The following is a 20,768-nucleotide window of genomic DNA, read 5'->3' on the forward strand; positions in this document are numbered from 1 at the left end:
CGCTATATCGCCCGCCGCGCCTTCCCCTTGAGGCCGGCCGGCGGGCAACCGAAATTAAGCGGGGGTGGTCTTGCGGGCCGAGAGAATGGTCAGCAGCGCCTGTGCATGTTCGGCAGCGTCGATGCCCAGGCTGGTCAGGTAGCCGCCATCGGCCTGGCTCACCAGGCCTTTTTCGTAGAGGCGAGTAATGGCGCCCTGTGCCTTGAATGAGGCGTTGTTGTGCACCTTGAGCCCTTCCTGATGGTTGTCCAGGTTGTACAGGGCGAGGATTTCCAGCTCGTCGATCAGGTCAGCGTCGAATGACTTCATGGTGACTCCGTCTTGTCGTTATGGCGCTCTTGCAGTGTAGAACCCTGTAGCGCGCTCTGCCTATCGGCGAGTTGCCTGGTTCAGCTTTCTTCCGGCAGCTCCGGTAGAGCGCGCAGGGCGTGCTCGTACCAGGCGCCATCGAAGGGGCGATCCTCGCTCAGCATGGCGTCGACTTCATGAGCCAGCACCAGCGCCATCAGCTCGAGAATCTCCTCGCGCTGGTAACCGACCAGCGTCAGCTTGTTGTACACCGCCTTGGCGGCAGCCGGCTCGCCACTTTCCAGCTGGTTCTCGATCGCCTGGATCAGGGTGGCTTCGGCGAAGTCTTCGTCTTCCTGGTCGTTGTTCTGGCTCATGTCGGTTTCCTCAGTGATTAATTACCAGCGGCAAAGTCCAGCAGGGCCTGGCCGGTCAGTCGGTAGGTGGTCCACTCGCTTTGCGGGCGGGCGCCGAAGGATTCATAGAAGTCGATGGCGGGCGTATTCCAGTCCAGCACCGACCATTCGAAACGGCCACAATCGCGTGCCACCGCCAGTTGCGCCAGGTGGCGCAGCAGCGCTTTGCCAGCGCCTAGACCACGCGCTTCGGGGCTGACGTAGAGGTCTTCCAGATACAGGCCATGCTTGCCCAGCCAGGTGGAGTAGTTGAAGAAATACACCGCATAGCCGATGGGCTTGCCGTCGTACTCGCAGATCAGGCCATGAGCGGTGCTGCCATCGGCGAACAGGCTGTCGCGGATGCCGGCGGCGTCAGTCTTCACCTCGTGCTCGGCCTTCTCGTAGATGGCCAGATCGGTGATGAAGCGCAGGATCAGCTCGGCGTCGTCAGGGGTGGCGGGGCGGATGTCTATAGGCATGGAAATGTCTCGTGGCAGCGTTCAGCTGTAAGTGACGGTCAGCCACGTCAGGGGCAGGCCAACCAGGCAGAGGACGCCGAACGTTGCGACCCAGGCGCTGCGCGAACCCATCGGTTCAGCCACGCGTAGCGGCAGGCGCGGGTAGCGCCCTAATGTCAGCAGTCGTAGTGCCAGCCAGCCGGTCGAATAGAAGACGTAGCCGATGATGATCTCAAGCGCGATCTCGGCCAGTAGCGCCAAGCCGCGCAGCAGTAATTCAGGCATGGGAACTCCTTTTCCCGTTTCTCGCCAGGAGCCGCTTAACGACTTGCCAGCAGTTCGCGACCGCGTGCCACCGCCGCACGCACCTGCGCCGGCGCAGTGCCGCCGATGTGGTTGCGGGCGTTCACCGAGCCTTCCAGGGTCAGCACGGCGAACACGTCCTGCTCGATCTGGTCGCTGAACTGGCGCAGCTCGTCCAGGCTCATCTCGGCCAGGTCCTTGCCGCTGTCGACGCCGTACTTCACCGCGTGGCCAACGATTTCGTGGCAGTCGCGGAACGGCAGGCCTTTGCGCACCAGGTAGTCGGCCAGGTCGGTGGCGGTGGAGAAACCGCGCAGCGCCGCTTCACGCATGATGGCGTGCTTGGGTTTGATCGCCGGGATCATGTCGGCGAAGGCGCGCAGCGAATCGCGCAGGGTGTCGGCTGCGTCGAACAGCGGTTCCTTGTCTTCCTGGTTGTCCTTGTTGTAGGCCAGCGGCTGGCCTTTCATCAGGGTCAGCAGGCCGGTCAGGGCGCCGAACACGCGGCCGGTCTTGCCGCGCACCAGCTCGGGTACGTCGGGGTTCTTCTTCTGCGGCATGATCGAGCTGCCGGTGCAGAAACGATCCGGGAGGTCGATGAACTGGAACTGGGCGCTGGTCCACAGCACCAGTTCTTCGGAGAAGCGCGACAGGTGCATCATCGCCAGCGAGGCGGCGGCGCAGAATTCGATGGCGAAGTCGCGATCCGATACGCCGTCCAGGGAGTTGCCGCCCACGGCGTCGAAGCCCAGCAGTTCGGCAGTGATTTCACGCTGAATCGGGTAGGTGGTGCCGGCCAGCGCAGCGCTGCCCAGCGGCATGCGGTTGGTGCGCTTGCGGCAGTCGACCAGGCGCTCGTAGTCGCGCGACAGCATCTCGAACCAGGCCAGCAGATGGTGGCCGAAGGTCACCGGCTGGGCTGTCTGCAGGTGGGTGAAGCCGGGCATGATGGTCTCGGCTTCGCGCTCGGCCTGTTCCAGCAAGCCCTGCTGCAGGCGGGTGATTTCCGCCAGGATCAGGTCGATCTCGTCACGCAGCCACAGGCGGATGTCGGTGGCTACCTGATCGTTGCGCGAGCGGCCGGTGTGCAGCTTCTTGCCGGTCACGCCGATGCGGTCGGTCAGGCGCGCTTCGATGTTCATGTGCACGTCTTCCAGGTCCACGCGCCAGTCGAAGCTGCCGGCTTCGATCTCGCCCTGAATCTGCTTGAGGCCATCGATGATCGCATCGCGCTCGGCGTCGCTGAGCACGCCGACCTTGGCCAGCATGGTGGCGTGGGCGATGGAGCCCATGATGTCGTGGCGGTACAGGCGCTTGTCGAATTCGACCGAGGCGGTGAAGCGGGCGACGAAGGCGTCGACGGGCTCGCTGAAGCGGCCGCCCCAGGATTGGTTGGTTTTTTCGCTGCTCATGGTTCGGGCTCTGGATCGGGCTGACCTAATTGCTGGCCAGCATGGCGGACAAAGTGGGTCGATAATAGCAGGGTCGGCGGACGTTTCGCCGGGCCGCGTTCGCCGTCGGGCGGTCGCTGGCGTTGTCGGTTGCTTCACAATTTTGCGCTGAAGGCGGCATTTCGGTGCTTTATTTCGTCCGGCTGGAGCCGTCTCGCTTGCCGGCCCGCAAGGCGACACGGAAACTGCGTCGATGCACACACAATCGCTTGCCAAGAATAAATCCAACACCGCCATCGACGACTTTTTCGTCCCGGAACTGTGCCAGCCGGAAGCCCTGCTGAGCATGGTGCTGCTGGCCGAGCTGCTGGTACTGGTGCTGGTGCTCGCCGAACCGATGACGCCGGGCTTCGACTGGGTGCGCCTGGCCCTGACCTCGCTGTTCGTGCAATGGATCGTGCTGCTCTCGGCGGCCGTGCTATGTCGCCTGCGGCCGCTGCTGGCGCGTCTGCGTCCGGCGCTGGCGGGCGGCCTGTGCTGCGCTCTGGTGGTGCTGCTGACCCTGGGTTGCACGGCGGTGGCCGACTATTACGAACTCGGCGGGCCGCTGCCGCGCGCCGGCGAGGTGAATCTTTACCTGCGCCATGCGCTGATCAGCCTGATCATGTCCGCACTGCTGCTACGCTATTTTTATCTGCAGAGCCAATGGCGGCGGCAGGAGCAGGCCGAACTGCGCGCGCGCATCGAATCGTTGCAGGCGCGGATTCGTCCGCATTTCCTGTTCAACAGCCTCAACAGCATCGCCAGCCTGGTCACGCTCGACCCGTACAAGGCCGAGCAGGCGGTGCTGGATTTGTCCGATCTGTTTCGCGCCAGCCTGGCCAAGCCCGGCACGCTGGTTGCGTGGAAGGAGGAACTGGAACTGGCGAAACGTTATCTATCTATCGAGCACTATCGGCTCGGTGAGCGACTACAGTTGCAGTGGGAGGTCGAGGGTGTGCCGGAGGATCTGCCGATTCCCCAGCTGACCCTGCAGCCTCTTTTGGAGAATGCGCTGATCTATGGCATCGCGCCACGTATCGAAGGTGGCCTGGTGCGGGTTGAAGCGCATTACCAGGATGGTGTGTTCAGCTTGTGTGTCAGCAATCCGTATGAAGAGCGGGGCGAGCAGCACCCGTCGCGGGGAACGCAGCAAGCGCTGAGTAATATCGATGCGCGTCTGGCGGCACTTTTTGGCCCCCGCGCGAGTCTCAGCGTGGAGCGCCGTGACGGCCGTCATTACAGCTGTCTACGCTATCCTTGTGCGAGACTCACGCAGGAAGCCAGAGCAATATGAATGTCCTGATCGTCGATGACGAACCCCTTGCCCGTGAGCGCCTGAGCCGCATGGTCGGTGAGCTCGAGGGCTACCGGGTCCTGGAGCCCGCCGCCAGCAATGGCGAGGAAGCCCTGACCCTGATCGATAGCCTCAAGCCGGATGTGGTCCTGCTGGATATCCGCATGCCCGGGCTCGACGGCCTGCAGGTCGCCGCGAAACTCTGCGAGCGCGAAGCACCGCCTGCGGTGATCTTCTGCACGGCGCACGACGAGTTCGCCCTGGAGGCCTTCCAGGTCAGCGCCGTTGGCTATCTGGTCAAACCGGTGCGGCCCGAGAGCCTCAACGAGGCCTTGAAAAAGGCCGAGCGGCCCAACCGCGTGCAACTGGCCGCCTTGACCCGCCCAGCCGCCGAGACCGGCGGTGGCCCGCGCACCCATATCAGCGCCCGTACCCGCAAGGGCATCGAGCTGATCCCGCTGGATCATGTGGTCTATTTCATTGCCGACCACAAGTACGTGACCCTGCGCCACGAGGGCGGCGAAGTGCTGCTGGACGAACCGCTCAAGGCGCTGGAAGACGAGTTCGGTGACCGTTTCGTGCGCATCCATCGCAATGCGCTGGTGGCGCGCGAGCGTATCGAACGCCTGCAGCGCACCCCGCTCGGGCATTTCCAGCTGTTCCTCAAGGGGCTGGGGGGCGATTCGCTGGTGGTCAGCCGCCGCCATGTGGCCGGCGTACGCAAGTTGATGCAGGCACTCTGACACTCTGAGCTGCGCGCCAGGGCGTCATCGTCTTCGCAGTGACCGACAAACCTGCGGCCTATGGCCGCCTGGCAGCGCCCGTAATGGGCGAGCCTGTTATGATTCGCGGCAATCCGTTTTCTGGAATTGCCCCATGTCCCGCGAAATCCGCATCGCCACCCGTAAGAGCGCCCTGGCCCTGTGGCAGGCCGAGTATGTCAAAGCCCGACTGGAGCAGGCCCACCCTGGCCTGAAGGTTAGCCTGGTGCCCATGGTCAGCCGCGGCGACAAGTTGCTCGACGCGCCGCTGGCGAAAATCGGTGGCAAGGGGCTGTTCGTCAAGGAGCTGGAAACCGCGTTGCTGGAAAACGAGGCCGACATCGCCGTGCACTCGATGAAAGACGTGCCGATGGATTTCCCCGAGGGGCTGGGCCTGTACTGCATCTGCGAGCGTGAAGACCCGCGTGACGCCTTCGTCTCCAATACCTTCGACAGCCTCGACGCGCTGCCGCCCGGCAGCGTGGTCGGCACCTCCAGCCTGCGCCGCCAGGCCCAGCTGCTGGCGCGCCGGCCCGACCTGAAAATCCAGTTCCTGCGCGGCAACGTCAACACCCGTCTGGCCAAGCTCGATGCCGGCGAATACGACGCCATCATCCTCGCCGCTGCCGGTCTGATCCGCCTGGGTTTCGAAGATCGCATCCGCAGCTCGATCAGCGCCGAAGACAGCCTGCCTGCCGGCGGACAGGGCGCCGTGGGCATCGAGTGCCGCAGCGCCGACAGCGACGTGCACGCCCTGCTGGCGCCTCTGCATCACCGTGAGACTGCATTGCGCGTCACCGCCGAACGGGCGCTGAACAAACACCTCAATGGCGGCTGCCAGGTGCCTATCGCCTGCTATGCCCTGCTCGAGAACGACCAGCTGTGGCTGCGCGGCCTGGTTGGCCAACCCGACGGAGGTCTGTTGCTGCGGGCCGAAGAGCGCGCCGCCAGCAGCGATGCCGAAGCGCTGGGCGTACGCGTGGCTGAGGCGCTCCTGGCGCAGGGTGCCGAGGCCATTCTCAAGGCCGTTTACGGTGAGGCCGGTCACCCTTGAGCGCCTGGCGCCTGTTGCTGACGCGTCCTGCCGAGGACTGTGCGGCGCTGGCGCAGACCTTGGCGGCGCAGGGAGTCGCCAGTCACTGCATGCCGCTGCTGGCCATCGAGGCGTTGGCCGAAACCGCTGAGCAACGCAGCACCTTTGCCGAGCTGCAGCGCTATTGCGCCGTGATCGTGGTCAGCAAGCCGGCCGCGCGGATTGGTCTGCAGTTATTGGCGCGGCATGCAGCACCTGACCTGCCCTGGTTCAGTGTCGGTGCCGCCACCGCCGCGGTGCTCGCCGAGCAGGGCTTGCGTGTGTATTTTCCCGACTCTGGCGATGACAGCGAAGCGCTGCTCGCACTGCCTGCGCTGCACCAGGCTATCGCCACGACAGCTGCGCCGCGCGTACTGATCCTGCGTGGCGAAGGTGGCCGAGAATTTCTCGCCGAACGCTTGCGCAGCCAAGGCTTGGCGGTCGACTATCTGCCACTGTATCGCCGTGTGCTGCCGCAGTACGCGCCGGGCGAGCTCGGCCAGTGCGTGCGAGCGGAACGCCTGAACGGCCTGGTTGTCAGCAGTGGACAGGGTTTCGAACATCTGCTGCAGCTGGCCGGCGATGACTGGCCGGCGTTGGCTCGGCTACCCTTGTTCGTACCCAGCCCGCGCGTTGCCGAGCAGGCGCGCCATGCGGGTGCGGAAATCGTTGTGGACTGTCGCGGCGCCAGTGCCGCGGCCTTGCAGGCAGCGCTGGAGCAGTTTCCGGCTGCCGCCCTCTAAAAGGACGGATACGTGAGCGAAGCATCCACCCCGAAGACGCCAGAAGAAAAACCGGCCAGCGAAGCCGTGAAAAGCACGCCAACAGCTCAACCTGCTCAGGCATCCCGCAGTGGCGGGGGCAGCGGTGTTGCCGCCTTGGCCTTGCTGATCGGCCTGGCAGGCGCCGGTGCTGGTGGCTGGAGCCTCTGGCAACTGCACGAAATGCAGGGCAGGGACCAGCAGCAGGCCGATGCTCTGCAGAGTACCCGCGACGACACTACGAAGAATTTGAAGGATCTGGGCCAGCGCCTGGATTCGCGTTTGGCTGACCTGCCCAGTGCAACCGAACTGGAGGAGCGCCGCCGCTTGCTGGCCAACCTGCAGAGCGACCAGCAGCGTTTGAGCCAGCGCCTGGAAAGCGTGCTCGATGGCAGCCGCCAGGATTGGCGCCTGGATGAGGCCGAGCACCTGCTGCGTCTGGCGACCTTGCGCTTGTCGGCGTTGCAGGATGTGGCCAGTGCCGAGGCGCTGGTGCTGGCGGCTGACGATATCCTCCGCGATCAGGACGATCCCGCCGCCTTCGCTGCCCGCGAGCAGCTCAGCCGCAGCCTGGAAGCGCTGCGCACTACGGAGCGACCGGATCGCGTCGGCCTGTTCCTGCAACTGGGCGCCCTGCGTGAGCAGGCCGCCACGCTCAACCCGCTGGCGCCGACCCTCGAAGGGCAGGGCGACGTGCTCTCCGAGCTGGCGGCCGAGGGCGATGGCAGCGCCTGGTGGAGCGAGTGGGCGAAGAAGCTTTCCGACTACTTCCGTATCGAATTCGATGCCGATCGCAACGTACGGCCGCTGCTCTCCGGGCAGAGCCTGTCGCAGGTTCGCCTGAGTCTGTCGCTGGCCCTGGAGCAGGCGCAGTGGGCCGCGCTGCACGGTCAGACCGGTGTGTACCAGCAGTCGCTGAAGCAGGCCGAGGACATCCTCGACGCGCATTTCAATCTGGATAACCCGGACAGTCGCGCCCTGCGCCAGCGCTTCAGCGAGCTGGCCGATGCCAGCATCGAGGTCAAGGTGCCGGATCTGAGCGAGTCGCTCGATGCACTGCAGGCCTACCTGCAACGCAAGCAGGCGCAACGTCGGCAGGGGGCCGCCGCGGCCGGGGAGGCGCAATGAAACGCTTGATCTGGCTTCTGTTATTGCTGGCTATCGCTGTCGGGCTCTACCTGCTCAGCCTGGCCATCGAGGCTGACCGCGGTTATGTGCTGTTCGCCTACAAGGGCTTCCGCTACCAGTCCGGCCTGTGGGCATTCCTGGGCCTGCTGGTGGTCGTGGTGGTGCTCTACTACCTCATCAAGTGGACGTTGCGTCTGTTGCTCAGCTCGACGCGGATGGCCAACCCCTGGTCGCGCCTGCACCGCACTCGCCGTGTGCGCCAGGCCTCCGAGCAGGGCACGCTGGATCTCGCCGAAGGCCGCTGGGCACGCGCCCAACGCCAGCTGACCCGCGCCGCCGAAGCCGATAGCCAGCCGCTGATGTACTACCTCGGCGCTGCCCGGGCAGCCGGCAAGCTTGGTGAGCACGAACAGAGCGACGCACTGCTCGAGCGGGCGCTGAACAAGCAGCCGCAGGCCGAGCTGGCGATTGCCCTGACCCACGCCGAGCTGCAGCGCAAGCGCGGCGACAGCGACGCGGCGCTGGAAACCCTGCAGGCCATGCGTGAGCGCCATCCGGGCCATCACCTGGTGCTGCGCCAGTTGCAGCGTCTGTATCTGCAGCGCCAGGACTGGTCGGCACTGCTCGGCCTGTTGCCGGAGCTGCGTAAGGAAAAGGCGCTACCCGCCGCAGAGCTCGACGAGCTGGAGCGCGAAACCTGGCGTGGGCGCCTGGCCGAAGTCGGGGAGCTTGGGTTGGCGCAGGGAGAAACTGCTCTGCAGCCCCTGAGCAAGGCCTGGAACCAGCTGTCGGCCAGCCTGCGCAACGAGCCTGAGCTGATCGCCACCTATGTCGAGCAACTGCGTCGTCTGGGCGCGCAGGAAGAAGCTGAGGCGGTGCTGCGTGACGCGCTCAAACGAGGCTATGACAGCCGCCTGGCGCGTTTCTATGGCGTGCTGCGTGGCGCCGATCCGGCGCGTCAGCTGCAGACAGCCGAGCTCTGGCTCAAGCAGCATCCACAGGACCCGGCCCTGCTGCTGACCCTGGGCCGCCTGTGCCTGCAGAACCAGCTGTGGGGCAAGGCGCGCGACTACTTCGAGACCAGCCTCAAGCTCGAGCGTCACCCGGAAACCTGCGCCGAACTGGCGCGCCTGCTGGCGCAGTTGGGTGAACTGGAGCGCAGCAACCAGCTGCTGCTGGAAAGTCTTGGCCTGTTGCACCAGGGCCTGCCGTCGCTGCCGCAACCGCAGGGTGCCGCGGTCTGAATGGATGCGGCCGATTGCCGCGCTTGGCCATCCGTGCGGACGGAGGGGCGTTCCGGCATGATGAACAGCCTGTTATGAGCCGTGGGGCGCCTTGCAAGGCGCCCTCGCTTTACTCTACCGTACGCCCTCGATTTCCCTTACGGAGCCACCATGCAATTGGCCAGTCCGCGTCCCCTGTTTTTTCTGGCATTCATCGGCTGCGTACTGCTGATGGCGGCTGCGCTGTACCTGGAGCATGTCGTCGGCCTGGAACCCTGCCCGATGTGCGTATTGCAGCGCATCTGCGTGATCCTGTTCGGCGTGGTCTGTCTGATCGCGGCGATCCATGGCCCAGGGCGTCTCGGTCGACGCATCTACGCCGTGGTGGCCTTGCTGTTCGCTGGCGCCGGTGCCGCCACCGCAGGTCGGCAGATCTGGCTGCAGAGCGTGCCGGCCGATCAGCTCGAAGCCTGTCTGCCGAGCCTCGAGTTCATGATGGAAGCCCTGCCCATGCAGGACATCGTGCGCCTGGTGTTCCAGGGCAGCGCAGACTGCGCCGAAGTGAAGTGGACGCTGTTCGGCATGAGCATTCCCGAGTGGAGCCTGATTGGCTTCATCGGCATGCTGCTGTTCTGCCTGTTCCAGCTATTGCGCCGCAATTGAGCATGTGAATCGCATGAAGCCACGGAGTTCGTGGCTTCTCGATTAAACGCCCGTATGAAAGTTTCTCGCGCCTATGCCTTGATGGTGTCTGCCAGCGGGCATAATCTGGCTCGCACGCACCGTCGGAAAAACGCCATTTTGCGGTTGCCTTTCCAAGAGCAAGCTTCGATTGACGGAAAATCGTCAGGAATGACTTTTAGCGTCGCGCAGCCAATGGTTCGAGGGATGGTCGCCAGGGATGGGGCCCTTAAAGAAAACGTCTCGGGAACGGGCGTATAACAGGCATTATCGATAAGGGAAACGAGGTTCATCATGCTCGAGAGTTGTCGGAACGCACAGGAACGTTGGGGCGGGGTTCACCAACTGATCGATCGCTGGCTGGGTGAGCGCCGCGAACTGGTGCTGGCCTATACCGCTCTGAATAAGGCGCCGCAGGCTCCAGCCATCAATTGCGAGTCGTTGCAGGGCTTCTGCGAGCTGCTGGTGGACTACGTCTCGGCCGGCCACTTCGAGGTCTACGAGCAGTTGACCAGCGAGGCCAAGGCCTTCAACGACCAGCGCGGCCTGGAACTGGCCAAGCAGATCTACCCGCGCATCGAAGCCATCACCGAGGTCGCGCTGGCCTTCAACGACCGCTGTGACAACGGCGACAGTCGTGACAACGCCTCGCTGGTGGTCGAGCTCAACCGCCTGGGACAGCTGTTGCACGAACGTTTCGAGCTGGAAGACTGCCTGATCGAGGTGCTGCACAACGCCCATCAGGAACAGGCTGCCGAAGCGATCTGACCGCTCGATGTCAAAAAGCCCGGTCTGAGTCCGTAATGCTGTTCAATTAAGGTTGCACACGATTGGCTCCCCTCTCCCATTTATGGGAGAGGGGCTGGGGGAGAGGGCAGAAGACTCCGCAAACTGCCAGTTTCCCCCCTCTCCCTAAGCATCTCCCTGGAGGGGCGAGGGGACTGATCGAGCTAGACCGTTTCTTAAGTGAACAGCATTCCGGATCTGAGTCCGGGCTTTTCATTGTGGATCAGGGCGGCGCTCAGTCGGCTACGTCCAGCAGGCGCAGGTCGAAGACCAGAGGCGCATGGGGCGGTATCAGATCGCCCGCGCCGTCTTCCCCATACGCCTGAGCTGATGGAATCACCAGGCGCCAGTGAGCGCCCTTCGGCATCTGCAGCAGTGCGCTGCGCCAGCCGGCGATCAGGCTGTCCAGACGAAACCACTGCGGTGTGCTGCTCTCGTCGAAGACGCTGCCATCGGCCAGCTCGCCGCGATAACTCACCTGCACTCGGCTGCGGGCAGTGGGCTTGGCTCCGCTGCCAGGTTTCAATTCGGTCACCAGCACGCCGTTGGCCAGCGCCCGCACGTTGGCGCGGCGACTCTCCTCGGCGAGAAAGCGCTGCTCGGCTTCGATGGCCTTGGCATGGCGTTGCGGCGAGGCTTCGATACGGGCTTCATGCTCATCGAGCAGTTGCTCGATACGGCTGGCTTCGAGCCGCAGCGGCTTACCCTCATAGGCCTGGCGCAAGCCTTCGAGCAGTTCGCTCAGCGGCAGGTCGGGCACCTCTTCATGCAGGCGTTCGCCGAGGCGCACACCGAGGCTATAAGCCAGGTCCTGCTGGTGCTGGTCGGCCTGCACACCCAGGCTGCAGCACAGCGCGAGTGTGGCGAGTACGGCGCGGCTCATGACGATCTCTCCCGATGAATGTGCCAGCGATTATGCCAGGCGCGCGATGCCCGTGCTGCGATCGCCAAAAGGCCTATGGCGGGGCGTCTCGCCTGCGTCTAGTATGGGCGCATCCACATCCGCCTGGAGGCGCGCCATGTCGGCCAAGAAGAAGTCCGTGACCACCCCGCTGCACCTGTTGCACCAACTGTCTGCCAGTCTGCTCGAACATCTGGAGAATGCTTGCTCGCAAGCGCTGATCGACGCCGAGAAACTGCTCGCCAAACTGGAGAAGCAGCGCGGCAAGGCTCAGGAGAAACTGCACAAGGCGCGCAGCAAGCTGCAGGACGCCGCCGTTGCCGGCAAGGCCAAGGCGCAAGCCAAGGCCAAGAATGCCGTCGCCGAGCTGGAGGAGCTGCTCGATGGGCTCAAGGCCAGCCAGAGCGAAACCCGTACCTACATCGCCCAGCTCAAGCGCGATGCTCAGGAAAGCCTGAAGCTGGCGCAGGGCGTTGGCAAAGTGAGGGAAGCCGCCGGCAAGGCGCTGGACGCACGTGAAGCCAAGGCCGCAGCGCCGGCAGCCAAGCCTGCCAGCAAGCCGGCCGTTGCAAAGAAACCCGCTGTCGCAAAAGCACCGGTGAACAAGGCCCCGGCCAAACCCGCTACTGCCAAACCGGCCAGCAAACCAGCCGCCAAGACGGTAGCGGCCAGCAAGTCGGCTGCCAAACCCGCGGTCGCCAGCAAGCCAGCGGCTAAACCTGCTGCCAGCAAGCCTGCAGCGGCTAAACCGGCCGCGCCCAAGGTTGCCGCCAAACCTGCTGCCGCCAAGCCGGCGGTCAAACCTGCCGCAAAGCCAGCCGCCGCGAAAACGCCGGCGAAGCCAGCAGCGGCCAATAAGCCAGCAGCCAAGCCAGCTACCGCCAAATCCGTAGCGGCCAAACCTGCTGCGAAGCCTGCCGCCAAAACCACGCCTGCCAAGCCTGCTGCTGCGAAGAAGCCGGCTGCAGCGAAGAAGGCCCCGGCCAAGCCTGTAGCAGCCAAGCCAACTGCCGCACCGGCAGCGCCAGCAGCTCCGGCTGCCCCGGCGACGCCCGCTGCGCCTACCGTAAGCAGCGGCAGCAGCACCCCGAGCGCCTCCTAAGGCGAATTGACGGCGCCGCGCAGCACCTGCAGCGCGGCGCTGTCGTTTTCGGCCAGGCGAATCAGCCAGTCGTCTCTACCTGCCTCGCCAGGCCAGCTCTCGGCCACCGTCTGCAGCCGTTCGAGCAATACCCGCTCGGCCTGCAATTCCAGTTTCTTGATCTGTTCGCGCAAGGCCGCCAGCTCGGCATCTTCGCCTGCTGCCCTGCGCCAGTGGCGGCGTGTCTGGCGCAAGGGCGAGATCACCTCGCGCTGCCAGGGCGCGGCCACTTCCGTTAGGGCGCGCAGGCGTTCCTCCAGGCAGCGCACGCCGCGTTGCTGCAGCCAGGCGCCAGTCAGCAGCAGGCAAACGTCGCTGCCCGCTTCCTGCAGTTCCAGGCAGGCCTGTTCCACACCTGGTCTGGCATAGAGTTCGAGGGCGAAATTCCACAGATCCTGCACGCGGCCTCCGGGGCGATTTGATAGACTCCGCGGCCATTATGATCCGACTCCAGAACCTCACTCTACAGCGTGGTCCGCAACGCCTGCTCGAAGGCGCCGAGCTGACCCTGCACGCCGGTCACAAGGCCGGTCTGATCGGTGCCAACGGCGCCGGTAAATCCAGCCTGTTCGCCCTGTTGCGTGGTGAGCTGACACCGGATGCCGGCGATTGCCTGCTGCCCGGCGACTGGCGTATCGCCCATATGCGCCAGGAGGTCGACACCCTCGAGCGGCTGGCCGTGGACTACGTGCTCGACGGCGATCACAACCTGCGCCGCGTGCAGGCCGAGTTGGCCGCAGCCGAGCAGAGCCACGACGGCGCCGCCATCGCTCGTCTGCACAGTGAACTGGACAGCGCCGACGGTTATACCGCCGATGCCCGCGCGCGCAAGCTGCTGGCTGGGCTGGGCTTCGAGAACGCGCAGATGGATCGCCGCGTCGGCGACTTCTCCGGTGGCTGGCGTATGCGCCTGAACCTGGCCCAGGCGTTGATGTGCCCGTCCGATCTGTTGCTGCTCGACGAGCCAACCAACCACTTGGATCTGGACGCGATTCTCTGGCTCGAAGGTTGGCTGCAGAGCTACCCAGGCACCCTGCTGCTGATTTCTCACGACCGCGATTTTCTCGACGCCGTGGTCGATCACGTTGCCCATGTCGAGCAGCGCAAGCTGAACCTGTATCGCGGCGGCTATACGGCCTTCGAGCGCACTCGCGCCGAACGCCTGGCCCAGCAGCAACAGGCCTACGAGAAGCAGCAGGCGCAGCGCGCGCACATGGAAAAGTACATTGCCCGCTTCAAGGCCCAGGCCACCAAGGCCCGCCAGGCGCAGAGCCGGATCAAGGCGCTGGAGCGCATGGAAGAGCTGAGTGCGGCGCACGTCGACTCGCCCTTCGACTTCGTCTTCCGCGAGGCCGACAAGATCTCCACGCCGCTGCTCAGCCTCAGCGAAGGCCGCCTGGGTTACGGCGACAAGACCATCCTGCAGCAGGTCAAGCTGAGCCTGGTGCCGGGTGCGCGCATCGGCCTGCTCGGCCCCAACGGCGCGGGCAAGTCGACGCTGATCAAGAACCTATCGGCCGAGCTGCAGCCGCTGGCCGGCAGCCTGACCCGCGGCGAGAACCTGGTGATCGGCTACTTCGCCCAGCACCAGCTCGATGCCCTGGACGACAAGGCCAGCCCGCTGCTGCACCTGCAGCGCATCGCACCGAGCGAGCGCGAGCAGACGCTGCGCGATTTCCTCGGCGGTTTCGATTTCCGTGGCGCGCGCTGCGACGAGCCGGTGGTGAATTTCTCCGGTGGCGAGAAAGCGCGCCTGGCTCTGGCATTGATCGCCTGGGGCAAACCCAACCTGCTGCTGCTCGACGAGCCGACCAACCACCTCGACCTGGAAATGCGCCTGGCGCTGACCATGGCTCTGCAGGAGTTCGCCGGTGCCGTGGTGGTGGTCTCGCACGACCGCCATCTGCTCAAGAGTACTACCGACGAGTTCCTGCTGGTCGCCGATGGCCGCGTGGCGCCGTTCGACGGTGATCTCGATGATTACGCCCGTTGGCTGGTCGACTACCGTCAGCGCCAGGCACCGCCCAGCGCAGCGGCCGAAGGCGCTGCAGACAAGACCGACAAGCGTGCCCAGCGCCAGGCTGCCGCTGCGCTGCGTCAGCAACTGGCGCCGCACAAGAAGCAGGCCGAGAAGCTCGAGCAGGAACTGGGCAAGGTGCAGGAAAAGCTCGCCGCGGTGGAAACCCAGTTGGGCGACAGCGGTCTGTACGAAGCTGCGCGTAAGGACGAACTGCGCCAGCGCCTGGCCGAACAGGCGCAGCTCAAGGCGCGTGAAGCCGAGTTGGAAGAGGCCTGGCTGCTGGCGCTGGAAACCCTGGAGGCGTTGCAGCAGCAACTGGAGGAAGCCGAGTAATGGAACAGCTGGAACTGCTGATGGCCTGGCGCGAGCCGCTGATTCGTGCTGGCCAGGTACTGCTGATCATCCTGCTGGCATGGATCGCTCAGCGCATTCTCACTCGCGCCATCAGCCGCCTTGGCGCGCGCTACAGCCTGTTGCCGGCAGAAGTGTTGCAGCCGCTGCGCGGCCTGGTGCGCTGGCTGATCATGGGCAGCGCACTGCTCATGGTGCTGGAGCGCCTGGGCGTATCGGCGAACGTGCTGTGGACGGCGCTGACCGGGTTCACCGCTGTCGCCGCGGTGGCGTTCTTCGCCATCTGGAGCGTGCTGTCGAACATGTTCTGCGCGCTGCTGATCTTCACCATGGGCCCGTTTCGCCTGGGCGATACCGTCGAGGTCATCGACAGCGCCGACAAGCCGGGGGTGAAAGGGCGGGTGATCGCCATCAACCTGTTCTACACCACCTTGCAGGACCTCGACGAAAACGCCGCCGGCGCATTGTTGCAGGTGCCCAACAGCCTGTTCTTCCAGAAGTCGGTGCGCCGCTGGCGCTGAACGCGGGGGCAGGAGTAGGCTGTAGCGCTTTCTCCCTGATTTCCGCTTTTCGAGGTACGCATCATGGCATTGGAAACCTGGCTCGCTTTCTTCGTCGCCTGCTGGGTGATCAGCCTGTCGCCGGGCGCCGGTGCCGTGGCCTCGATGTCAGCCGGCATGCAGTACGGCTTCTGGCGCGGCTACTGGAACGCGCTCGGCCTGCAGCTCGGTCTGGCCCTGCAGATCGCCATCGTCGCTGCGGGTGTGGGCGCGATCCTGGCCACCTCGGCCCTGGCCTTCAGCCTGATCAAATGGTTCGGCGTGGCCTACCTGATGTTTCTCGCCTACAAGCAGTGGGTCGCTCTGCCCAGCGATCTGGATACCAGCGCGGCCGAGCGTCCCATTGGTCGGCCACTGACCCTGGTGCTGCGTGGTTTCCTGGTCAATTTCAGCAACCCTAAGGCGATCGTCTTCATGCTTGCGGTGCTGCCGCAGTTCATCAACCCGCATGCGCCGCTGGTGGGGCAGTACCTGGTGATGGGCGTGACCATGATCGCCGTGGATCTGATCGTCATGGCCGGCTACACCGGCCTCGCCTCACGCGTACTGCGCCTGCTGCGCACGCCGCGCCAGCAGCGGGTGATGAATCGCAGTTTCGCTGCGCTGTTCGCCGCCGCTGCCGGCCTGCTGGCCACGGTCAAGCGCGCCGCCGTCTGACACCCTCGCCCAATCCTGTAGGCGCGAACGAGCGGTATTCCGCTTTATTCGCGATCCGAGCCGGGCATGTAGCCAGGCCCGATCGCGAATAAATTCGCTCCTACCAAGGCGATGGCCTGGCCTGAGCGAAGGCGGTTTAGTCAGTTTGTTACCAAATATTTCATATTTTTCTTGTCTGTGCGGGCTCGTCCGGCAACAATTTAATGCCACCCATTCTCGTTTGGGATGCATTAATGATCCGCTTCCGTTCCCCCCTTTCCTGGCTGATGCTGCCACTGCTGGCCTGCCTCAGCTTTCTCGCCGTCGGCGAGCCTTTGGATGGCGCCGCCCAGGCGCTGCACCTGATTGGTTATATCGGTGCTGATTACCCTGCCACCGTCGCGGGCGGTCAGGTCGTCGATGCTGGCGAATACCAGGAGCAACTGGAGTTTCTCGATGTGCTGCAGGGCTTGATCGTCGCCCTGCCGGCTCAGGCCGGACGTGCCGAGCTGGAGCAGGGCGTGGCCGATCTGCGCCAGGCCGTTACCCAGCGCAGGCCTGGCGAAGAGGTTTCCAGCTCGGCACGCCAACTCGGCACAAGCCTGGCCGATCTTTATCAGGTGTCACTGACGCCGGTACTGACGCCGGACCCGGAGCGTGGTGCGCCGCTCTACGCCCAGCACTGCTCGGTGTGTCATGGCGATAGCGGCCTGGGCGAAGGGCCGGCCGGCATCGGTCTGGAGCCGCCACCGGCCAATCTGCGCGACGCCGCGCGCCTGGATCGGCTGAGCCTTTACGATCTCTACAACACCCTCGGCCTGGGCATCGAAGGCACCGACATGCCGGCCTTCGCCGATCAGCTCGATGACCGTCAGCGCTGGGACCTGGCCGTTTATATCGCCGGCTTCACCGCTGTGCCGGCGCAGGGCAAGGCACGTTTCGCCATGAGCGAGCTGGCCGGCCGCACGCCTGCCGAAATCGCCGCTGCTGGTGGCGATGTCGCCGCGTTCCGCGCCCAGCGCGCGCATCCGGTGCTGGAGCAGCGTGGCCCGCAACAGTTGATCGGCTACACCCGCGAAACCCTGGAGCGCAGCCTGCAGGCCTACCGCGATGGTGACCGCGAGCAGGCCTACGACCTTTCCGTCGGCGCCTACCTGGAAGGTTTCGAGTTGGTCGAAAGCGCCCTCGACAACCTCGATGCGGTGCAGCGCAAGACCACCGAGCGAGCCCTGATGGCCTACCGCCAGGCGCTGCAGGATAGCGCCGGCGTCGCGCAGGCGGCTCAGGCGCTGGAGCTAGCCAAGGTCGAGCTGGACAAGTCCGCCGCGCTGCTCGCCGATGGTGCCATGGACGGTAGCCTGAGTTTCTTCGCCAGCCTGCTGATTCTGCTGCGGGAGGGCCTGGAAGCCATCCTGGTGCTGGCGGCGATTCTCGCCTTCCTGCGTAACACCGGGCAGCAGCAGGCGGTGCGCAGCGTGCACATCGGCTGGGGACTGGCGCTGCTCGCCGGGGTCGGCACCTGGGCGGTGGCAGCGTACGTGATCGACGTCAGCGGCGCCCAGCGCGAACTGCTCGAAGGGATCACCGCGCTGTTCGCGAGCGTGGTGCTATTGTGGGTCGGCGTGTGGATGCACGACCGCCGCCATGCTGCGGCCTGGCAGGACTACATCAAGAGCAGCCTGGTCGGCGGCGGTGGCCGATTCGGCTTTGCCGTGCTGGCGTTCTTCTCGGTTTATCGCGAGCTGTTCGAAGTCATCCTGTTCTACGAAACCCTCTGGCTGCAGGCCGGCCCTGCCGGTCACGGCGCGGTGCTGGCCGGCGCTGCCGCCGCGCTGGTACTGCTGATCGGCCTGGCCTGGGTGATCCTGCGCGGCTCGCGCAAGCTGCCGCTGGCCACCTTCTTCGGCATCAATGCGGTGTTGCTGTGCGTGCTGTCCGTGGTCTTCGCCGGCCATGGCGTGGCGGCGCTGCAGGAAGCCGGCGTGCTCGGTACGCGCCCGGTGGCGTTCTTCGAGTTCGACTGGCTGGGCATCCACGCCGACGCCTGGAGCCTGTCCGCTCAGGGCCTGGCACTGGCCGGCATCGCGCTGCTGTATGGGCGCAGCCTGTTGGGCGAGCGTCGGCGTCTGGCCGAACAGGGCTGAAAGAGTGATTCGAGGGCGGTTTCACCGCCCTCGTTGCCTCATAGCGTGAACCGCTGCCACGACAGCGAGTCTCAGTGCACCTAGGCTGGTTCCAATTTCTTTGCCGAGTGCACGCATGTCTTCCTCGATCCATTCCACTCATTACGCCGACAGCCCTGATCTGGCGTTGGCTGCTCTGCGTCATCCCTCTCTAGAGCAGGCGCTGTCGGCAGCCTGCGCTCAACTGGCCGTGCGCGAAGCTTTTCTCGCTGCGTTGCGTGATCCGGCCATTGGCTCGCAGCCAAGGTTGCTGCTGGCGGTTTCCGGTGCCGACCTGCAAGGTCAGCGGCGTTTGGCTGCGTTGGTCGCCGAGCTGCTGCCGGACGAGGTGGAGCTGGACCTGATCGAGCTGGCCGACGACAACCTGTCGCGTGCCGTACGCGAGCGCTGCGAGCCGTTCTATAAGTCCTGAGGCGTCCGCCTGCTGGCATACTGCGCGCTGGTTTCTCTGCGGAAGTTGCTGCATGCGCGTATGGATCGACGCCGATGCCTGCCCTCGGGCGGCGCGGGATCAGGTGGTCAAGTTCGCCCTCAAGCGGGGTTTCGGGGTGGTGCTGGTGGCTGGACAGGCCGTGGCCCGGCCGAATTTCGCCTGCGTGAAACTGATCGTGGTGCCCAGCGGGCCGGATGCGGCGGACGATCATCTGGTCGAGCATGCCGTGCCCGGTGAACTGGTGATCTGCAGTGACGTGCCGCTGGCCGACCGTCTGGTGAAGAAGGGTGTTGCCGCGCTCGACCCGCGTGGCCGCGAGTTCGACGAGCGCAACATGGGCGAGCGCCTGGCGGTACGCAACCTGTTCACCGACCTGCGCGAGCAGGGCCAGGTCGGCGGCGGTCAGGCGCCCTATTCGGAGAAGGATCGCCAGGCCTTCGCCAATGCGCTGGACCGCATCCTTACGCGTTTGAGTCGCTAGCCAGGCTACGCACCGCTTATGTGGGAGGCGCTTTAGCGGCGATCAAGGTGGCGCCAGTCGCGGCTGAAGCCCCTCCCACAATGTGCGTTGCCACTACCCGCACAGATAGGTGCCGGTGCCCACGGCCACCAGCACGTCTTCATCGTTATGCAGCTCCATGCGGATCACCGCCACCTTGTTGCCGGCGCGCAGCGGCATGGCCGTGGCGGTGAAGCGCTGGCCACGTCCGGGGCGCAGGTAGTCGATGCGCAGGTCGATGGTGCCGAGCTTGGACAGCTTGCTCATGCGCTCGGCTGCCGGCAGGTGCTGGTGGTTGGCGAACGCACCGATCAACGCCATGGCGCCGCCGCAGACGTCGAGCAGGGAGGAAATCACGCCGCCGTGCAGGATGCCGTGGACGAAGTTGCCGATCAGCTCGGGTTTCATCGGCAGGTGCATGGTCACCTGCGCCTCGCTCAGTTCGGCGATCTCGATGCCGAGTAACTGGTTGAACGGGATGCGCTGGAAGAAGGCAGTCACCGCCTGTTGCAGGTCGGTGTCCAGGGTGAAGGGGGCTGACATGCGTGGTGGCTCCGTCGATCGGTACCTGTCACGCTGACGCAGCTTGAAAGCTTTGGCCAGAGGCAATGCCGGACTGCCTTGAGCAATGTCCGGATCGGCCTGTCGTGTGGCTTTTGTAGGAGCGAATTCATTCGCGATGTGCCTGGCATGACGCCTGCGACCTTCGCGGATGAATCCGCTCCTACCTCCCGCCTCGACTCAGTGGTGCGTCAGCTCCAGCACGCGGTCGACCATCTTGTTGATGCCCGATGCTGCCTCGGCGATGGATTTGGCGAGCATGTAGGCGGGCGTGGTCACCAGCTTGCGCTCGCTGTCTTCGATGATCTCGCTGACCTCGCACTCATGGTGCTCGGCGCCCATCTGGGTCAGGGCGGTGGCGGTGTCGTGATCGCTGCCGATGGTGCATACCACCCCGGCACCGAAGATCTTCGCCGCCAGTACCGGGGCGATGCACATCAGGCCGACCGGCTTGCCGGCATCGACGAACGCCTTGCAAGCCGCCAGCACGTCAGGCTGCACGGTGCAGCCGGCGCCGCTGGTGGCGAAGTCGGAGAGGTTCTTCGCTACGCCGAAGCCGCCGGGCAGGATCAGCGCGTCGAACTCTGCCATGTGCAGCAGCTTGACGTCCTTGATCTGGCCGCGGGCGATGCGCGCCGATTCCACCAGCACGTTGCGTGTTTCGTTCATCTCGTCGCCGCTGTAGTGATCGACCACGTGCAGCTGCGGCACGTTAGGGGCGAAACACTGGACTTCGGCACCACGCTGGTCGAGGCGCAGCAGGGTGATCACGCTTTCATGGATCTCGGCGCCATCGTAGACGCCACAGCCGGACAGAATCACTGCCACTTTCTTGCTCATGCTCGACTCCTGGTGAGGAAAGACGCGACCTTGAAACGGGCGCGGGTATTACCAATG

General features: G+C 64.9%; 24 protein-coding genes. 15 read left to right on the forward strand and 9 right to left on the reverse strand.

What is annotated here, in order from left to right:
• Positions 1 to 54: 54 nt before the first annotated feature.
• From B3P22_RS17775 to argH, 5 genes are all read right to left on the reverse strand, one after another.
• Positions 55 to 309 carry a TIGR02647 family protein gene (locus tag B3P22_RS17775; RefSeq protein ID WP_197859007.1) on the reverse strand — a complete coding sequence of 85 codons (255 nt, stop codon included), beginning with the start codon at positions 307 to 309 and terminating at the stop codon, positions 55 to 57.
• 80 nt (positions 310 to 389) lie between these two features.
• Positions 390 to 665, reverse strand: a complete 276-nt coding sequence (locus B3P22_RS17780) for a hypothetical protein (RefSeq protein ID WP_296271900.1) — start codon at positions 663 to 665, stop codon at positions 390 to 392.
• A 17-nt stretch (positions 666 to 682) separates the two neighbouring features.
• Positions 683 to 1,165: a GNAT family N-acetyltransferase gene (locus tag B3P22_RS17785; protein ID WP_296271901.1), complete on the reverse strand. Its 483-nt coding sequence runs from the start codon at positions 1,163 to 1,165 to the stop codon at positions 683 to 685.
• Between the two features lie 21 nt (positions 1,166 to 1,186).
• A complete protein-coding gene (locus B3P22_RS17790) occupies positions 1,187 to 1,429 on the reverse strand; it encodes a hypothetical protein (RefSeq protein ID WP_296271902.1) in 243 nt (80 codons plus the stop codon).
• A 35-nt stretch (positions 1,430 to 1,464) separates the two neighbouring features.
• Complete coding sequence (argH, locus tag B3P22_RS17795) at positions 1,465 to 2,859, reverse strand: argininosuccinate lyase (RefSeq protein ID WP_296271903.1); 1,395 nt, start codon at positions 2,857 to 2,859, stop codon at positions 1,465 to 1,467.
• 232 nt (positions 2,860 to 3,091) lie between these two features.
• On the opposite strand from argH, the gene B3P22_RS17800 reads away from it, so the two are divergent.
• The 8 genes from B3P22_RS17800 to B3P22_RS17835 all read left to right on the forward strand — a co-directional run bounded on the left by B3P22_RS17800 (position 3,092) and on the right by B3P22_RS17835 (position 10,568).
• Positions 3,092 to 4,174 carry a sensor histidine kinase gene (locus B3P22_RS17800; RefSeq protein WP_275545661.1) on the forward strand — a complete coding sequence of 361 codons (1,083 nt, stop codon included), beginning with the start codon at positions 3,092 to 3,094 and terminating at the stop codon, positions 4,172 to 4,174.
• A complete protein-coding gene (locus tag B3P22_RS17805; protein ID WP_296271904.1) occupies positions 4,171 to 4,917 on the forward strand; it encodes a LytR/AlgR family response regulator transcription factor in 747 nt (248 codons plus the stop codon). The genes B3P22_RS17800 and B3P22_RS17805 overlap by 4 nt, the downstream gene beginning before the upstream one ends.
• Positions 4,918 to 5,050: 133 nt before the next feature.
• Positions 5,051 to 5,989: a hydroxymethylbilane synthase gene (hemC, locus tag B3P22_RS17810; RefSeq protein WP_197859014.1), complete on the forward strand. Its 939-nt coding sequence runs from the start codon at positions 5,051 to 5,053 to the stop codon at positions 5,987 to 5,989.
• Positions 5,986 to 6,750, forward strand: a complete 765-nt coding sequence (locus B3P22_RS17815; RefSeq protein ID WP_296271905.1) for a uroporphyrinogen-III synthase — start codon at positions 5,986 to 5,988, stop codon at positions 6,748 to 6,750. Before hemC ends, B3P22_RS17815 begins: the two co-directional genes overlap by 4 nt.
• A gap of 12 nt (positions 6,751 to 6,762) precedes the next feature.
• Positions 6,763 to 7,896, forward strand: coding sequence for a uroporphyrinogen-III C-methyltransferase (locus B3P22_RS17820; protein WP_296271906.1), 1,134 nt, complete (start codon positions 6,763 to 6,765; stop codon positions 7,894 to 7,896).
• The gene (locus tag B3P22_RS17825; protein ID WP_296271907.1) at positions 7,893 to 9,140 is read left to right on the forward strand and encodes a heme biosynthesis HemY N-terminal domain-containing protein; all 1,248 of its coding nucleotides are present in this window, start codon (positions 7,893 to 7,895) and stop codon (positions 9,138 to 9,140) included. The genes B3P22_RS17820 and B3P22_RS17825 overlap by 4 nt, the downstream gene beginning before the upstream one ends.
• Positions 9,141 to 9,290: 150 nt before the next feature.
• The gene (locus tag B3P22_RS17830; RefSeq protein ID WP_296271908.1) at positions 9,291 to 9,782 is read left to right on the forward strand and encodes a disulfide bond formation protein B; all 492 of its coding nucleotides are present in this window, start codon (positions 9,291 to 9,293) and stop codon (positions 9,780 to 9,782) included.
• A gap of 312 nt (positions 9,783 to 10,094) precedes the next feature.
• The gene (locus B3P22_RS17835) at positions 10,095 to 10,568 is read left to right on the forward strand and encodes an Rsd/AlgQ family anti-sigma factor (protein WP_017361229.1); all 474 of its coding nucleotides are present in this window, start codon (positions 10,095 to 10,097) and stop codon (positions 10,566 to 10,568) included.
• A 253-nt stretch (positions 10,569 to 10,821) separates the two neighbouring features.
• On the opposite strand, the gene B3P22_RS17840 is transcribed toward B3P22_RS17835, so the two are convergent.
• A complete protein-coding gene (locus tag B3P22_RS17840) occupies positions 10,822 to 11,469 on the reverse strand; it encodes an FKBP-type peptidyl-prolyl cis-trans isomerase (RefSeq protein ID WP_275545657.1) in 648 nt (215 codons plus the stop codon).
• Positions 11,470 to 11,605: 136 nt separating this feature from the next.
• Here B3P22_RS17840 and B3P22_RS17845 point away from each other — a divergent pair, with 136 nt between their 5' ends.
• Complete coding sequence (locus B3P22_RS17845; protein WP_296271909.1) at positions 11,606 to 12,589, forward strand: AlgP family protein; 984 nt, start codon at positions 11,606 to 11,608, stop codon at positions 12,587 to 12,589.
• Here the strand turns inward: B3P22_RS17845 and B3P22_RS17850 are convergent.
• Complete coding sequence (locus B3P22_RS17850; protein WP_296271910.1) at positions 12,586 to 13,029, reverse strand: TIGR02444 family protein; 444 nt, start codon at positions 13,027 to 13,029, stop codon at positions 12,586 to 12,588. The genes B3P22_RS17845 and B3P22_RS17850 overlap by 4 nt on opposite strands.
• Before the next feature lie 38 nt (positions 13,030 to 13,067).
• Here B3P22_RS17850 and B3P22_RS17855 point away from each other — a divergent pair, with 38 nt between their 5' ends.
• The 6 genes from B3P22_RS17855 to B3P22_RS17880 all read left to right on the forward strand — a co-directional run bounded on the left by B3P22_RS17855 (position 13,068) and on the right by B3P22_RS17880 (position 19,292).
• On the forward strand, positions 13,068 to 14,981 hold the full coding sequence (locus B3P22_RS17855) for an ATP-binding cassette domain-containing protein (protein WP_296271911.1): 1,914 nt from the start codon (positions 13,068 to 13,070) through the stop codon (positions 14,979 to 14,981).
• Positions 14,981 to 15,520 (forward strand): mechanosensitive ion channel family protein, encoded by a 540-nt coding sequence (locus B3P22_RS17860; RefSeq protein WP_197859022.1) that lies wholly within the window; start codon positions 14,981 to 14,983, stop codon positions 15,518 to 15,520. The genes B3P22_RS17855 and B3P22_RS17860 overlap by 1 nt, the downstream gene beginning before the upstream one ends.
• Positions 15,521 to 15,583: 63 nt before the next feature.
• On the forward strand, positions 15,584 to 16,216 hold the full coding sequence (locus tag B3P22_RS17865; protein ID WP_296271912.1) for a LysE family transporter: 633 nt from the start codon (positions 15,584 to 15,586) through the stop codon (positions 16,214 to 16,216).
• A 233-nt stretch (positions 16,217 to 16,449) separates the two neighbouring features.
• A complete protein-coding gene (locus B3P22_RS17870) occupies positions 16,450 to 18,339 on the forward strand; it encodes an FTR1 family protein (protein ID WP_296271913.1) in 1,890 nt (629 codons plus the stop codon).
• A 115-nt stretch (positions 18,340 to 18,454) separates the two neighbouring features.
• A complete protein-coding gene (locus B3P22_RS17875; RefSeq protein ID WP_296271914.1) occupies positions 18,455 to 18,790 on the forward strand; it encodes an enhanced serine sensitivity protein SseB C-terminal domain-containing protein in 336 nt (111 codons plus the stop codon).
• Positions 18,791 to 18,842: 52 nt separating this feature from the next.
• Positions 18,843 to 19,292 (forward strand): YaiI/YqxD family protein, encoded by a 450-nt coding sequence (locus tag B3P22_RS17880; protein WP_296271915.1) that lies wholly within the window; start codon positions 18,843 to 18,845, stop codon positions 19,290 to 19,292.
• A gap of 93 nt (positions 19,293 to 19,385) precedes the next feature.
• Here B3P22_RS17880 and B3P22_RS17885 read toward each other — a convergent pair whose 3' ends face one another.
• Positions 19,386 to 19,853: a thioesterase family protein gene (locus B3P22_RS17885; protein ID WP_296271916.1), complete on the reverse strand. Its 468-nt coding sequence runs from the start codon at positions 19,851 to 19,853 to the stop codon at positions 19,386 to 19,388.
• Positions 19,854 to 20,051: 198 nt separating this feature from the next.
• Entirely contained in the window at positions 20,052 to 20,711 is a 660-nt protein-coding gene (elbB, locus tag B3P22_RS17890; RefSeq protein ID WP_296271917.1) for an isoprenoid biosynthesis glyoxalase ElbB, read from the reverse strand.
• Between the last annotated feature and the right edge of the window lie 57 nt (positions 20,712 to 20,768).

Origin of the sequence: Pseudomonas sp. UBA6323, assembly GCF_002439135.1 — a bacterium.
Classification (GTDB): Bacteria; Pseudomonadota; Gammaproteobacteria; order Pseudomonadales; family Pseudomonadaceae; genus Aquipseudomonas.

Excerpts from the sequence above, each read along its gene's own strand:
- B3P22_RS17775 (WP_197859007.1), bottom strand. The coding sequence starts at position 309 with ATGAAGTCATTCGACGCTGACCTGATCGACGAGCTGGAAATCCTCGCC.
- B3P22_RS17780 (WP_296271900.1), bottom strand. The coding sequence starts at position 665 with ATGAGCCAGAACAACGACCAGGAAGACGAAGACTTCGCCGAAGCCACC.
- B3P22_RS17785 (WP_296271901.1), bottom strand. The coding sequence starts at position 1,165 with ATGCCTATAGACATCCGCCCCGCCACCCCTGACGACGCCGAGCTGATC.
- B3P22_RS17790 (WP_296271902.1), bottom strand. The coding sequence starts at position 1,429 with ATGCCTGAATTACTGCTGCGCGGCTTGGCGCTACTGGCCGAGATCGCG.
- argH (WP_296271903.1), bottom strand. The coding sequence starts at position 2,859 with ATGAGCAGCGAAAAAACCAACCAATCCTGGGGCGGCCGCTTCAGCGAG.
- B3P22_RS17800 (WP_275545661.1), top strand. The coding sequence starts at position 3,092 with ATGCACACACAATCGCTTGCCAAGAATAAATCCAACACCGCCATCGAC.
- B3P22_RS17805 (WP_296271904.1), top strand. The coding sequence starts at position 4,171 with ATGAATGTCCTGATCGTCGATGACGAACCCCTTGCCCGTGAGCGCCTG.
- hemC (WP_197859014.1), top strand. The coding sequence starts at position 5,051 with ATGTCCCGCGAAATCCGCATCGCCACCCGTAAGAGCGCCCTGGCCCTG.
- B3P22_RS17825 (WP_296271907.1), top strand. The coding sequence starts at position 7,893 with ATGAAACGCTTGATCTGGCTTCTGTTATTGCTGGCTATCGCTGTCGGG.
- B3P22_RS17830 (WP_296271908.1), top strand. The coding sequence starts at position 9,291 with ATGCAATTGGCCAGTCCGCGTCCCCTGTTTTTTCTGGCATTCATCGGC.
- B3P22_RS17835 (WP_017361229.1), top strand. The coding sequence starts at position 10,095 with ATGCTCGAGAGTTGTCGGAACGCACAGGAACGTTGGGGCGGGGTTCAC.
- B3P22_RS17840 (WP_275545657.1), bottom strand. The coding sequence starts at position 11,469 with ATGAGCCGCGCCGTACTCGCCACACTCGCGCTGTGCTGCAGCCTGGGT.
- B3P22_RS17845 (WP_296271909.1), top strand. The coding sequence starts at position 11,606 with ATGTCGGCCAAGAAGAAGTCCGTGACCACCCCGCTGCACCTGTTGCAC.
- B3P22_RS17855 (WP_296271911.1), top strand. The coding sequence starts at position 13,068 with ATGATCCGACTCCAGAACCTCACTCTACAGCGTGGTCCGCAACGCCTG.
- B3P22_RS17860 (WP_197859022.1), top strand. The coding sequence starts at position 14,981 with ATGGAACAGCTGGAACTGCTGATGGCCTGGCGCGAGCCGCTGATTCGT.
- B3P22_RS17865 (WP_296271912.1), top strand. The coding sequence starts at position 15,584 with ATGGCATTGGAAACCTGGCTCGCTTTCTTCGTCGCCTGCTGGGTGATC.
- B3P22_RS17870 (WP_296271913.1), top strand. The coding sequence starts at position 16,450 with ATGATCCGCTTCCGTTCCCCCCTTTCCTGGCTGATGCTGCCACTGCTG.
- B3P22_RS17875 (WP_296271914.1), top strand. The coding sequence starts at position 18,455 with ATGTCTTCCTCGATCCATTCCACTCATTACGCCGACAGCCCTGATCTG.
- B3P22_RS17880 (WP_296271915.1), top strand. The coding sequence starts at position 18,843 with ATGCGCGTATGGATCGACGCCGATGCCTGCCCTCGGGCGGCGCGGGAT.
- B3P22_RS17885 (WP_296271916.1), bottom strand. The coding sequence starts at position 19,853 with ATGTCAGCCCCCTTCACCCTGGACACCGACCTGCAACAGGCGGTGACT.
- elbB (WP_296271917.1), bottom strand. The coding sequence starts at position 20,711 with ATGAGCAAGAAAGTGGCAGTGATTCTGTCCGGCTGTGGCGTCTACGAT.